Source organism: Microcoleus sp. Pol7_B2 (assembly GCF_036701035.1).
GTDB lineage: Bacteria > Cyanobacteriota > Cyanobacteriia > Cyanobacteriales > Microcoleaceae > Microcoleus.
The window spans coordinates 16,105-29,229 of the sequence record NZ_JAUBQB010000048.1 but is presented as its reverse complement, the minus strand read 5'-3'; the positions used below and the strand labels follow the sequence as shown (position 1 = coordinate 29,229).

Below are 13,125 nucleotides of genomic sequence, written 5' to 3'. Positions count from 1 at the left end.
TTTAGGCGATAATTGACCGCAATGGTCTAGAGGTACCCAAGAAAGTTTCCCCCACACTTTGATATTCAGAAGATTTCCTGGTGATTGTTCGGTATTTTATACAAGTCCCCAAAAGAATGCAACTGTATGCCCGCGATCCAAATCATGAGCTTCTTCAGTCATTCCCAATTCTTTCATTGAAAATCCCACATCGAACATGGTATGAGATCGTGTAGCCAGTGCGATCGCCAGATAGCTTGAGAATGCAAGAGAGCGCTCAAACAAATTTGTGCGTAAATTCACTGGTAAAATCCACTCTCCCTTTCCGTAACATTGCAGGATCTAATCTTTCAGTAGTGTTGCAAGTCATCAAAACTACCAGTTTTTGCTGAAATTGAATGCCGTGTTCGTCGATGACGCTTTGATACAAAGTTCCATCCAGCAAACTCAAAATGTGTTCAGTTTTGTTAGTGCGTTGGGCTTCTGCAGTCGATCGATCTTGAGCCAAATTATCAGCCTCATTGATAATAATACAAATCCGCTCTAAATAACTCGGTGGCACAAAATTTTCCACAGCATCGTGATCTAAGATAAAAATTACATAACCCAGCGGCACTAAAATTTCCTTTGCTACCGCTTGCGTCCAAGCAGTTTTGCCCGTACCCGGTTCGCCACTAACCAAAACAGCCAACTGATTTTGATCCAAAATTGCCTGCTGAACAGTATCCGTAAAACTTTGAACCTCCGCAGAAAACGTGCGAATTGGGAACTGGCTGTGAACCTGTCCGACGCGGCTTTTGTACCCGCCCAGAATCACCGCTAAATTATAAGTTGCCTTGCTAACGAGTGGCGCAATATCTTGGCAAATTAGAGTGTAGCAGCGTCTTCCCCTGTCGTAGCTGTCAATTTGTAGCCAGCAGCCGAATCGAGCCCAAGAAGCATAAACAGTACCCAAAACTTCCAAGCGTTCCCAGCTAACAAATCGCTCCGGGGGATAAGAAAAATGCCGCTCCATAAAAGACTGGGTAATTGTATCGGGTTTCCCTAGCAAAGCCAGAACTTTGAAAACAGTAATTTCTTGGAGTTTGTTGAGAACGTAGTCGATGGGAATGCTAGCGCGGCTGACCAATTGCACCACAGGCGTTTCGGTAACTAAAACGTCTTTGTAGCGGTAATCCGGGTAAACAGGCTGCGGAGTAATGTAATCCCAAAATTCATCAATTTCGTAGCGAGTATTTTCCGAAAATACATTTAAAATATTGGCCCACCAAGTATATTGGTGTCGTCCCATTGCGTCGGCAATATCGCTAGCTGCACCTAAAGTTTTTTGAGCTAGTTCTTGGGGGTCGCTAGACGCTAAATGTACCAGGTGTTCCCAATCAAATTGACGATAAAAAGGTCGCCAACCCGAGCCTAGCAGACCTCTATTTTGAGAATTGTTTTGATGAAAATTGTTTTCGCGATCGCCCATATCTTCCGCACTCATTTTGCAAAACTCCTACTTACTCTTATTTTACAGTTTTTGTGCTACACATTCTACAAAAAAACTGAAATTTATCAACTTATTTTGAGATAAGCGGGCGGCACAAAATCTACTAACCAAACTTTGTTTTTCGAGCAGTAAAATGTATGACCATCGCGTTGCATAGCTGCGGTATCTACAGTAAAGACTGCCGGGATGCCATGTCTTGCACCTACTTGGCGCGCCGTCTGGATATTCACGGACAAATGAACATGATGCCGCGACATTTTCCTAATTCCTTGACTGAGAATAGACTCGACGGCAGTGCTACCTGTTCCGTGGTATAAAATATCCGGGGGAACAGCGGGTTCTAACTGCAAGTCAACCTCTACGGTGTGTCCTTGGTTGGCACGAATTAGAGTGCCTGTGGAGTCAAATGAAAAGCGCTGCTTGTCGTTTTGCGCGACTACTTTTTTGAGTTCTGCAAGCTGAACAGGAAAGTTATTTTTTTTGCACGCATCGAGGAGTTCGCTAACAGGAACCCAGCCACCTGGAACGAGTTCAATGCCGATGCGCCAGGGGGCGTGACGCAGGTGTTTGCTGAGATATCGGCTGATTTTTACTAATCGAGAATCGTTCATAATTTTACTTTATTTATTCAGATTTTAAATCACCTTTTACAAAATGTCAGTTGCGGGTTATATTGTCGGGGGGAGCGGGTTTATTGAATATGTTTGCACTGCCAGAGGGCTCTTGAGTGAACCCGCTCTTACAGGTTTTCGGAAAATGATTCCTGGACGTAGAAAAGGGTCTTACGCGCGAATTATAGCGGGAAAGATCGCCCTTAAGTACCTACATAATTAGGTTAGGCCTCCGGGAATCAAAAAGTGTTTGAGCGGCGATTTTTCACGAGCTTTATTTTTTTATAATTAGCAAAAACTCGGCATTCTGTCTAATGCCTTCTACCTTGGGATAACTCCGCCAAAAATAGCAAAGTTGAGATAGCGCCAGTGACATCCTACGTCGGCAAAACCAGCTTCTGCAAGCCACTTAGTCTGCTCTTCCACAGAGGAGGGAATATCTTCTTCTTGATATTTTTGAAACCAGGCTGCATCGTCTTCTCCGTTAGCTTTCATGTACTGCCGCCACAACTGTTCGTATTGCTCAGTCAGTCTGGGAGTAGCACCTGTCACAATATCTCGAATTAGCAAGATTCCCCCGGGATTCATCGAGTGGAAAAGTTTGTGAAATAGCTGTTGTTTGCCTGGGCTGTCGAGGTGGTGGATTGCCAAGCCTGAAACTACCAAATCGTAACCGCTGCCGAAATCATCTTCGGCAAAGTTTCCTTGCTGCAAGGTCAGCCGTTCTCGGAAAGCGGACAAGTTAGTTTGGCAAGTTTTCAGCATATTTTGGGCCATGTCAAAGGCTAGGACTTTTGCTTGAGGAAATGCTGACAGAATCACAGCCGACAGTATGCCAGTTCCCGCGCCTAAATCCAGAACTTTTATGTTACCCTTAGTTTCAGAAGGGATTAACTGCAATATTACATCGTGTTGCTCGCCATAGCGCGGAATGAGGCGGGGAATTAAGCCGTCATAATCAAAGGCTCTTTGTTCAAATTGCTCGCGTACAGCGTCTAAATTCACAGACGATTTTCCTCAAATTGTTAATAGTTGAGTGCGTCAAGGCAGTTTGCCGGTTCTCTTCTCGGAAACCATATTACATTTGATAATACAAAAAATATACAGAGCTGTCAAGATGTTGAAGAAAATAATTTAAAAGAAGTTACGGACGATCGCCAGACACGGACTTTGTGCGCCTTAACAGGCCCGTGATTTGGGAACTGTATAGCCCTGCACATATATCTCCTTCAGTGCAGATGAGGCAGATTGTCACAGACCCGAAAGCCTACTGAAGACGAGACTTTGTGCCAGATAGTAGGAGTATTTGTGAGAAAAAAGTTGACGGTTATGATACCAGTTTCAAACAAGAATGCAACTGTCGGTGTGTGATCGACACCATAAATTTCTCAGTAATTCCCCCTAGTAAAAGAGAAAAGATAAAAGATAAAAAGGAATCAGCCAGCAGCCGATGATCGGCTAGATATGAAAAAATCAGTCCTCAGATTGACAAACTTTAGGCAACTATAAACAAAAATTGAGTTGACTCCCGAGTGGATGTGGTACCTGCCAATTTTTCAGGAAGATGAAGAGATACAAAATATTACACCCGCCGGTGCGGGAAAGAAAATTGTGATAATGAATCAGGATGCGAGTAGATTAGGTGTCAGCCGTCAGGGGAAAATAGAAGCAATGGAAATCCAACAACGGAGTAAGGATAAGCCCGATCGCCAGCAACACAACGCGCCCGATCGGCTCGGTCAATTTTCTACGACAAAAGAACTAGATTGGTCGCTACAAGAATGTTTAGATTTTAAAAGAGCGCTCGACCGATCGACACTGGCGCTGAGGACTGACGCGCGAGGAATTATCAACTATGCCAGCGAACGAGTTTGCTCTATCTCCAACTATTCCCAGGCCGAACTAATCGGCTCCCACTTCGGCATCCTCCATTCGGAATATAAATCTTCGGAAATAATCAAAAATCTGCTCTTAACTGTTGCCAAAAATGAAATTTGGCAAGGAGACATTCACAATAAAGCCAAGAATGGAAGTGATTATTGGGTGTACGCAACAGTAGTTCCACTGTTGGACTGCCAAGGAAAACCCTGTCAGTATTTGGCGATCGGATTCGACATCACCGATCGCAAAGCCGTTGAAGCAGCCCAAGCCGAAGCCAACCGCGCAAAAGACGAATTTCTGGCGATCGCTTCCCACGAACTGCGATCGCCCCTGAGTGCGATTTTGGGATGGGCGCAGCTAGCTCGATCGCGCAATTTAAACGAAGCCACCACTAACCGCGCTTTGGAAATCATCGAGCGCAACGCCAAATTACAAAACCGTCAAATAGACAATCTCCTCGACCTCTCGCGGTTGCTGCGGGGGAAAGTGTGCCTCAACATCGGCCCAGTTCACCTCCCGTCTATCATAGAATCTGCGATCGACACCCTCCGTCCCGCCGCCGATGCTAAAAACCTCCGCCTAGAAAAACATTTCGACCCCGCCGTCAGCTACGTTTTGGCAGATGCAGAACGGTTGCAGCAAGTAGTCTGGAACCTCCTAGCCAACGCCATCAAATTCACCCCAGAATCGACACCATACCCAGTTCAAGTGCGGATCAAGCCTACTGAGTCGGGCGTGTTGATTCGGGTCACCGACAGCGGTTGCGGCATCGACCCCAAATTTTTGCCGCACATCTTTGACTACTTCCGCCCTGCAGACAGCTTCCAGAACAAGGAACAAAATCGGCTTGGGCTCGGGCTCTCAATTGTGCGACAGTTGGTGGAACTGCACGGGGGAAGTGTTTGGGCTTCGAGTCCCGGCCTCGGTCAGGGGGCGACCTTTGGGGTACTGCTACCGAGCGCCAACAAAAATGCACCCGACGATCGCACTGCTGCGATCGCCCAAAAGGAAAGCAAACCCGGATCGGTTTCCAAACCCCTAGCGGGAAAGGAAGTCCTGGTGGTGGAAAGCAGCGCCGAAATCCGGCAATTTCTTAAAACTGGCCTCGAAGCATTTGGAGCCAAGGTAATAGCGGTGGGTAGTGCCTGCGAAGCGATGGCCGAGTTGCAACAGTCGCGACCCGACGTGTTGGTGAGCGATATGACGGTATCGGGAGCCGACGGCTGCGATTTGATCCGCCGCATCAGAGCAATGGAAATGTCCGAGCACAGGGAACTGCTGCCGGCCGTGGCGCTGACGGGAGGTATTGAGGAAGAAGATTCGGCCGAAGCGCTGGAGGCGGGGTTTCAGAGGCATTTGTCGAAGCCGGTGGAAGCGAATCAGTTGGTGAGCGCGATCGCCCAATTGGCTGGACTGACGGGGTTCGGCTCTGGAGAGTGGGGTTCGGGAAATGTCCGGGGGACTACACCCCAGGCTGCGCTGCCGAAACCTAACAGTTTTGACGACAAAAATCATCTGGAAGAATTAACAAGTGACAGCCGAGAATTACCGCTGTTGCTGGTAGTAGAAGACAACAATTTTCTGCTGGCTTACCTCCAAACTTTATTAAGTCCGTACTATCGAGTCGCCGTCGCGAGTGACGGGGTTGAAGGTTTAGAAAAAGCCAAAAGTTTGCAGCCAAATTTGATTGTTAGTGACCAAGTTATGCCCAGACAAAACGGGCTGGATTTGCTCAAGGAGATTCGGAACACGCCAGAATTGAAATCTACTCCGGTAATCTTTTTGACAGCCCGATCGGGGATGGAATCTCGGATCGAAAGTTTGGATGCGGGTGCTGACGATTATATTTCAAAGCCTTTTGACGATAGGGAATTGCTCGCGAGGGTGAGAAATTTGTTGCGCTCGCACTCAGCCGAACAGCAGTTGGCGGAACTCAACCGTCAGTTGCTGCAGCAGAAACAGCAGTTAGAAACAGTGAATCGAGCCTTGCATTATTTGGCAAATTACGACAGTTTGACTGAGGTAAGAAACCGCCACTCTTTTAATGAATACCTTGATACGGAATGGCGGCGTTTGGCGAGGGAAGAAGCACCGCTGTCTTTAATTATGTGCGACATTGATTATTTCAAACTTTACAACGACACTTATGGTCACCAAGCGGGGGATGAATGTTTGCGGCAAGTGGCGGCGGTGATCCAGCATTCGGTAAAGCGAGCGGCAGATTTAGTCGCGCGTTACGGTGGAGAAGAATTTGTAGTAGTTTTGCCGAATACGGATATTGAAGGTGCGACTTGCGTAGCTGAAATGATCGCACAACAGGTGCGGGGTTTGCACATAGCTCACGCTAAGTCTGCTGTCAGCGAATATGTGACGCTGAGTTTGGGTGTAGCTTGCTGCATTCCGGAAACGAAGTCGCAGCCGGGGGAGCTAATTGCGATGGCCGATGAGTCGCTTTATCGGGCGAAAGAAGCAGGGCGCGATCGGGTTTCGGTTGCCACATTTCAAGGATAATATAATAGTTAAATCAACTTGTATGCTGCGTCAAATATCGATCCGTTCGATTTAAACAGGTTTTTTGGATCAGACGCAACATACAAATGTGCTGGCAAACTTGGGTGAATTCAAATTGCTATAAATATAGTTAAAGAAGGTCGTGCCATGACTGCAACCTTAGACAAACCAAAAGACCAGCGTTTATTGAATTCACTCCGGGATTGATTGGCAACAATTCAAGCTAATCGAGCAGGGGTTTTCTGATTCTCCCGGCATCTGACTTTTTTATTTCAAAGGTCAGGTAGAAATCTTGGCAGTTTCGCAAGAACACCAATCTTTCAGCAGGAGGACCGCAAGTTTGCTGATGAACTACTTTGTTGAAAAAGACATCGAGTTTAACCCCTTGGGTAGCTTTACCCAAGAGAAGGGGCAGGAAATCTCAGTACCAGCTGATGAATCTTTTTTAAGTGGCAAGTCAACAGGTATTACCCCCGATCTTGCCATCGAATTAGTGTTTACCAGTGGCGGAGAAAGCAAGTTGAATCGTTACCAAGCCTTGGGAGTCCCCGAAGTTTGGTTTTGAGAGGATGGAGTATTGGGCCTGTATCATTTGCGATCGCACGGATATGAAAAAATTGACCAAAGCGAAGTTCTGCCCGGTTTAGACATCAACCTGCTGTCTCGCTGCTTGCTGATGGCTTCTAGGGTGGAAGCAGTTAAGGAGTTTCGGCGCGGGATTTTTGCGGTTTAGAGAAAAAGTGGTTTGGGCGATCGCTCCCCCATTTATAAATATATTGTTAGGATACAAGACTAATCTTTCTCGTCTTTCATTTGCTGGCGAATGGCTGCCTCAATCTTATTATCGAAATCCAAATCTCCCACTTTCGTTATGATTGAATTAGATCGCTTTTTTTGCCTGTATAAGTAGGCTTGCAGTGCAGATTTATCCCCGCTATTTTTAAGAAAATAACGCTTCAAGTCTCCATCTGACATTGCAGTATAATCTACTTGGCTCATTAAAACACCTCCCCATTTGGAGCAATTTCAATCTCAGTTTCCTCGTCATATGTAGCCAATACAAACAAGTTTTTGCTTCTCTCGTCAACACAAACGAGGTGAATAGGTTGCAATGCCAAATATGTCAAGTAATAACTGATTCGATACAAACCCTCTAGCTGCGCGTAGGTAGGCATTCAAACCTAAAACTTTCTCGAAACTGGCATCTACTGTAGCATTCGTGTTTGCGATCGTACCTTCACCTTCCAAGATAAAGTCTGTCAGTGCAGCAAAGAGTTATGGAATCTGGTTTGTGGGTCTTGACAGCTATGTAGTACAAATGTAATATAGAGTTGCGGTAGAAAAGCTCGATCAACCGACACCAGCAAACAAAATTTAGAAAAAACCTATGCAACCCATCCGACAAGGCGACGTAATTCTCACCCCCGTACCGAAAATCGAAGGAGAAAAAAAACCTCACCTAACTCTCGCCGAAGGTGAAGTCACCGGACATTCTCACCAGATTATTGAAGGACAAGCTGAACTCTACGAAAAAGACGGCACTCTGTACTTGCGGGTGCTTTCACCGACAGCTTTATTGAGTCACGAAGAACACCATGCGATCGCAATTCCCGAAGGTAATTGGATGGTGCGAATTCAGCGCGAATATGAGCCGCAAGGTTGGAGGTATGTCGCAGACTAAGGTTAAAAAACTAACGCCCGAACAAGCAGCTTTGATTCCAGTTTATCGGAAAAAGTGGAGAGCGATCTCGCTTTCCACTGGTTCGATAAATCGCTCGCAAGCGGAGGAAACAATTAAATCGGCTTACAGTGCGATCGGCAAAAAAGCACCGGAAATCATTTTTGTCGATCGCCCCTACGAAGCTGCGGATCTAATCGTCAGTCGATTTGACAATCCCAGCAGCGAACTGCGGAGCCAATTCGAGACAAAACTTCGCAGCCCGCTAGAAAAACAACTGCGGGGTTATTTGGGAAGCCAACTAGAAACCGAACTGCAAAACCAACTGCCAACTCAACTGGAACAACGACTTTATACTCAACTGAAAACGCAATTGTGGGAGCCGGAGCGAAATTATTTAGCTGGCGAAATATCAAGCCAATTGCCACCGCAACAGGTGATCGATGAGCGGAGTGGAGAAATCCGGCCAACATTAGAAAAACACCTCAGTAATTGCATTCAACCAGAATTGTGGGCTGCTTATGGGAGTTTGTTGGATTTCTGCATTTCGGTTCTAAATTTACCTCATTCTTACGGCAGAAATTGGATTATTTTTCAATCGATTGTCCGGGATTGCGGCTGGATTTATCTTTATGACAAGGTTTGCATTGTCTGCTCCAAGCCGATCGCACTTTCCGTTGACAGCAACCACCGCTTGCACGCCGAAGGAAAACCAGCGGTACAATTTGCCGACGGTGTTTCGATTTACGCCTATCACGGCGTGATTTTACCCGAATGGTACGGCAGGCTGCACCCGCACGAGTGGCAGTCTAAGTGGGTGTTGAAGGAACAGAATGCAGAAGTTCGGCGCGCGTTAATTCAGGGAATTACTTACGATCGCATTTGTCAAGAATTAGAGGTGACAGAATTAGATAGTTGGCAAGAATACACTCTATTAAGCATCGAGTTTGACGATGATTTTGATTGGGTGGGTAATGCAAAGCCAGTTTATTTGTTAAAAATGACTTGTCCGAGCACGGGACACATTCACGCTTTGCGCGTGCCGCCTGATGTGCGATCCTCTTCGAGGGCTTCGCTAACGGCTCAAGAAGCAATTCGCTGGGTAAATTGGGACGTTGACCCCGAGGAGTTTTCCGTGCAAACCTGAGTAATACAAATTTAAAAAAGTCTGGCTAAAATCATCAGTCTTATACCAATTGTTAAAAGTCACAGAACCCCGCGCCGGACTTAGGATCAGGCGTTTCCATACCCGAGTATCTGTACTTCACTCAACTGGAAACCGCTATTTTGACAAAAACATTAATTCATCAAACACTAATCAACGTCCCACTATGTGCCAGTTCCAAGGGTGGAATGCACCAACCACCGATCGCCCACAAACGGTTAATAACATCAAGAAGAAGCCCACCCTCGATCGAAGGTGGGCTCTGTTCATGCCAGCTTACCGACAGCTAGGCAATCGGGTCTCTTGGCTGGTAGACGTAAAATATCGGAAAAAGATCCGAACGTCCGAAAAAACTTCTCGTCCACCATTAAGCTTCAGTTTACCCAACCCGATCGGGAAAATTGCGCCCGCAGCGATGTTCCCCTGACATCGGGGAACACTGGGGCTTAAACTTTTCAATAGACTTCTGCAAAAAAGCTCGTCTTGGGCCGGCAGGATGCCCAACCCCTACTCCGCACAAGAATTAAACTTGTTCGAGAAGTCTCATAATTCTCGTGTTTAACTTTGATTTCCCAACCGATTAGGCATCGTGATCGTGTGCAAAGCGACGGAACAGGAAATCTAGGGCGTAGTTCCGCAAATTGTAGTATTCCGGATCTTCCATCATTTGAACCCGATCGCGCGGACGCGGGAAAGGAATCTCCAAAACTTCGCCAATTGTGGCCGACGGGCCATTAGTCATCATCACAAGTCGATCGGCCAAAAACAGCGCTTCATCAATATCGTGAGTAATCATCAACACCGTACAGCGGTGATCGTTCCAGATTTTCAGCAACTCTTCTTGCAATTCCTCCTTAGTAATTGCGTCCAGAGCACCAAAAGGTTCGTCTAAAATCAGCACTTTCGGGCGAATTGCCAAGGCGCGGGCGATCGAAACTCGCTGCTTCATCCCCCCCGAAATTTGCGGCGGTCTTTTCTCAGCAGCTTCAGTCAATCCCACCATCGCCAAATGCTCTTTGACGATCGCATTTTTTTCTACCTTAGACTTATTCGGAAATACAGCATTAACCGCCAGATAAACATTTTCAAACACCGTCCGCCAAGGTAGCAAAGCGTAACCCTGAAACACCACCATGCGATCGGGGCCCGGCTTCGTAATCCGCTGCCCGTTAATAGACACGGTGCCCTGGCTCGGATGGCTAAAACCCGACACCATATTTAACAGTGTTGATTTGCCGCAGCCCGAGTGTCCGATCAGAGTAATAAACTCTCCCTCAGCTACATTTAGATTGACGTTTTCTAAAGCCCTGTAACCATTTGGATATTCTTTGTAAACATTGTCCATCACCAAAAAAGGCTGGCGGCGGCCTTTTCCCTGCTGGATTTGAGTTTTGGTGTTCGTCTGGTTTTTAGTGGTGTTGAGCATGGGTTTAGGAAATTGTGAGTGGGTGATTCGCAAAGAAAGAAGGAAGTTCGGCAACGAGCAATGTACGGGATTTAAGGGATGTAACGGAGGTCATGAATAGGGAATTGCTCACTAGCAATTAACAGCTAAAAACCAACAACTAACAATTAGCAATTCCCCTGTTTTTATCGAACAAAAAACCGCTCTAAGCAGCTCTCCGGCCGGAATCGAGTATAACTTCTGCCATCGTGAAATCGCGTTTGATCGCCAGATTGTTGAGATAGCCGATCGGATCGTCAGCATTAAACACCGAGCCGTCAAACAAGCTGAGAGAACCGCGAGTGTAATTAATATCAGCCATCCCCAGCTCTCGCGCCGCCGTGCTGAACGCACCGACTCGTACCACCCGCTCCAAAATTTCCACCCAGTTGCGCGGGAACACAGTATCGCCCCAGCGCGCCATCTGCACCATGTGCCACAGTTGTTCGGTGCGGCTTGGGCGATTCACCCCCTCTCCAGAAAACAAGTGGTGGGCGTATTCCCGCATCGGAGTATCGAGGTTGCAAGCAACTGATTGCGGGTCGCCGAGTTGGATGTAACTCTTATCAGTAGCGACGTACTCCCTTCCCGCGACAATTTCCGAAACCTCGGCGGCGTGATTTGGATCGGCGCAATACTGGCAAGCTTCCAGCAAAGCTTTGACTAGAGCAATGTGAGTGTTGGGATAAGCATTTGCCCAGTCTTCCCGAACTCCGAGAATTTTCCCGGGGTGTCCGGGCCACAGTTCCAAATCTGTCGCCACCGTAAAGCCGACTCCTTCCATCGATGCCCGCAAGTTCCAAGGTTCGCCGACGCAGAAACCGTCAATAGTGCCGCCCTGCAAGTCAACGATCATCTGAGCCGGTGGGATATTTTTCAGCAACACATCGCGATCCGGGTCAATGCCACCGGAAGCCAGCCAGTAACGCAGCAACAGGTTGTGCATCGAAGAAGGGTGGACGATGCCCATGCGGTGCGTTTGCGCGGGCGTTCTCTGGAGCATTTTTTTAAAGTCTGCCAGAGTGTAGATCCCTTGGTCGTAAAACCGCCTCGCGAGGGTAATTCCGTTGCCATTGCGGCTCATGGTGAGGGCTGTAACCGTCGGAATCGGCTTCTCTTGGTGGCCTCCCAAGCTCAACCACACCGCCATCCCAGAGGGCATTTGAGCTGCGTCTAAGTAACCTGCGGCGATGCCGTCTACGATGCCGCGCCAGCTTGTTTCCCGCACGAGGTGGACTTCATCGAGGCCGTGCTTGGCAAAAAAGCCTTTTTCTTTGGCGACAGCGAGGGGAGCACAGGCTGCGAGGGGAATAAAGCCGAGTTCGAGGTTGACTTTTTCTAGGCCGTGGCGGGCGATCGCGGGTACTTTCCGCGCCCGCAGTTTTTTGACGCGCTTCTGCTGGTTGAGGAAGTAAATCATTTCGCTGCGTAGAGCGTAGTAGCTGGGGTGCGAGACTACTTCCATGCGTTTGCGGGGGCGGGGGATGTCTACTTCGAGAATGCCCCCAATCTTCGATTCTGGGCCGTTGGTGAGCATGACGATGCGATCGCTCAGCAACACGGCCTCATCCACGTCGTGCGTTACCATCAGGGCGCTGATTTCGTACTCTTGGCAAATTTCCATCAACTTTTCTTGCAAGTTGCCGCGAGTCAAAGCATCCAAAGCGCCGAAGGGTTCGTCTAAGAGTAACAGTTTGGGGCGCAGGGCCAGAGCACGGGCGATCGCCACGCGCTGTTTTTGTCCGCCCGACAGCAGTGCGGGTTGTTTCTCGGCGTGGGGCGTCAAGCCCACCATGTCGATGTGTTTTTGAATGATTTCGAGGCGTTCGGCTTTGGGTAAGCCGCTCATTACCGAGTCTACGGCTAGGGTAATGTTTTCTCTGACCGTCCGCCAAGGTAGCAAGGAATAGTTTTGGAATACTACCATGCGATCGGGGCCGGGCTGGGTGATTCTTTGTCCTTCTATTGTCACCAATCCTTCTGTTGGCAGATCCAAACCTGCCACCATATTTAGTAGCGTAGATTTACCGCAGCCTGAGTGTCCTATCAAGGAGATAAATTCTCCTTTTTTAATTTCTAAGTCGATGCCTTTGAGGGCTATGTATGTACCGCCGTCTGTTAAATTAAATACTTTTCCGACTTGTTCTACTGCAATCAAAACAGACATGATTTTCTTGCCTTGTTTGTAGGTTTGTTATTTCGCTAGATATTGATTGTTGACTGTGGACTGTTCGCTGTTTGCTGTGGACTGTTCGCTGTTAACATATAACAGCTAATAGTTAATACATTCCTGGATGCCTAAAACTGGTCTTTAAACTAACCAAAATACTTTGTTTAATCCCTCAACAATAGTTTGACAAACAG

14 protein-coding genes are annotated in these 13,125 nt (G+C 47.5%); 6 read left to right on the top strand and 8 right to left on the bottom strand.

Going from position 1 to position 13,125, the window contains the following annotated elements; translation table 11 throughout:
• Nucleotides 1-96 precede the first annotated feature (96 nt).
• From QUA57_RS18080 to QUA57_RS18065, 4 genes are all read right to left on the bottom strand, one after another.
• Nucleotides 97-282, bottom strand: coding sequence for a hypothetical protein (locus QUA57_RS18080; protein ID WP_333062693.1), 186 nt, complete (start codon nucleotides 280-282; stop codon nucleotides 97-99).
• On the bottom strand, nucleotides 257-1,465 hold the full coding sequence (locus tag QUA57_RS18075) for an AAA family ATPase (RefSeq protein ID WP_333062691.1): 1,209 nt from the start codon (nucleotides 1,463-1,465) through the stop codon (nucleotides 257-259). Before QUA57_RS18075 ends, QUA57_RS18080 begins: the two co-directional genes overlap by 26 nt.
• Nucleotides 1,466-1,536: 71 nt before the next feature.
• Nucleotides 1,537-2,082, bottom strand: coding sequence for an RNA 2'-phosphotransferase (locus tag QUA57_RS18070; RefSeq protein WP_333062689.1), 546 nt, complete (start codon nucleotides 2,080-2,082; stop codon nucleotides 1,537-1,539).
• Between the two features lie 321 nt (nucleotides 2,083-2,403).
• Nucleotides 2,404-3,087, bottom strand: a complete 684-nt coding sequence (locus QUA57_RS18065; RefSeq protein WP_333038779.1) for a class I SAM-dependent methyltransferase — start codon at nucleotides 3,085-3,087, stop codon at nucleotides 2,404-2,406.
• A gap of 516 nt (nucleotides 3,088-3,603) precedes the next feature.
• Between QUA57_RS18065 and QUA57_RS18060 the strand changes: the two genes are divergently transcribed.
• From QUA57_RS18060 to QUA57_RS18050, 3 genes are all read left to right on the top strand, one after another.
• On the top strand, nucleotides 3,604-6,474 hold the full coding sequence (locus QUA57_RS18060; RefSeq protein ID WP_333062686.1) for a diguanylate cyclase: 2,871 nt from the start codon (nucleotides 3,604-3,606) through the stop codon (nucleotides 6,472-6,474).
• A gap of 292 nt (nucleotides 6,475-6,766) precedes the next feature.
• Nucleotides 6,767-7,039: a hypothetical protein gene (locus QUA57_RS18055; protein WP_333062685.1), complete on the top strand. Its 273-nt coding sequence runs from the start codon at nucleotides 6,767-6,769 to the stop codon at nucleotides 7,037-7,039.
• A 12-nt stretch (nucleotides 7,040-7,051) separates the two neighbouring features.
• Entirely contained in the window at nucleotides 7,052-7,207 is a 156-nt protein-coding gene (locus QUA57_RS18050; protein ID WP_333062684.1) for a hypothetical protein, read from the top strand.
• Between the two features lie 59 nt (nucleotides 7,208-7,266).
• On the opposite strand, the gene QUA57_RS18045 is transcribed toward QUA57_RS18050, so the two are convergent.
• Nucleotides 7,267-7,473 carry a DUF6887 family protein gene (locus tag QUA57_RS18045; RefSeq protein WP_333062682.1) on the bottom strand — a complete coding sequence of 69 codons (207 nt, stop codon included), beginning with the start codon at nucleotides 7,471-7,473 and terminating at the stop codon, nucleotides 7,267-7,269.
• Nucleotides 7,473-7,649: a DUF6888 family protein gene (locus tag QUA57_RS28725; protein WP_445304489.1), complete on the bottom strand. Its 177-nt coding sequence runs from the start codon at nucleotides 7,647-7,649 to the stop codon at nucleotides 7,473-7,475. The genes QUA57_RS18045 and QUA57_RS28725 overlap by 1 nt, the downstream gene beginning before the upstream one ends.
• 212 nt (nucleotides 7,650-7,861) lie before the next feature.
• On the opposite strand from QUA57_RS28725, the gene QUA57_RS18040 reads away from it, so the two are divergent.
• The 3 genes from QUA57_RS18040 to QUA57_RS18030 all read left to right on the top strand — a co-directional run bounded on the left by QUA57_RS18040 (nucleotide 7,862) and on the right by QUA57_RS18030 (nucleotide 9,744).
• Nucleotides 7,862-8,155, top strand: a complete 294-nt coding sequence (locus QUA57_RS18040) for a hypothetical protein (protein ID WP_006632553.1) — start codon at nucleotides 7,862-7,864, stop codon at nucleotides 8,153-8,155.
• A complete protein-coding gene (locus QUA57_RS18035; RefSeq protein WP_333062679.1) occupies nucleotides 8,142-9,299 on the top strand; it encodes a DUF6745 domain-containing protein in 1,158 nt (385 codons plus the stop codon). Before QUA57_RS18040 ends, QUA57_RS18035 begins: the two co-directional genes overlap by 14 nt.
• A 184-nt stretch (nucleotides 9,300-9,483) precedes the next feature.
• On the top strand, nucleotides 9,484-9,744 hold the full coding sequence (locus tag QUA57_RS18030) for a hypothetical protein (RefSeq protein ID WP_333038768.1): 261 nt from the start codon (nucleotides 9,484-9,486) through the stop codon (nucleotides 9,742-9,744).
• Between the two features lie 153 nt (nucleotides 9,745-9,897).
• Here QUA57_RS18030 and QUA57_RS18025 read toward each other — a convergent pair whose 3' ends face one another.
• Both QUA57_RS18025 and QUA57_RS18020 read right to left on the bottom strand, forming a co-directional pair.
• On the bottom strand, nucleotides 9,898-10,743 hold the full coding sequence (locus QUA57_RS18025; protein ID WP_333062677.1) for a nitrate ABC transporter ATP-binding protein: 846 nt from the start codon (nucleotides 10,741-10,743) through the stop codon (nucleotides 9,898-9,900).
• 184 nt (nucleotides 10,744-10,927) lie between these two features.
• Complete coding sequence (locus tag QUA57_RS18020) at nucleotides 10,928-12,928, bottom strand: nitrate ABC transporter ATP-binding protein (RefSeq protein ID WP_333062676.1); 2,001 nt, start codon at nucleotides 12,926-12,928, stop codon at nucleotides 10,928-10,930.
• Between the last annotated feature and the right edge of the window lie 197 nt (nucleotides 12,929-13,125).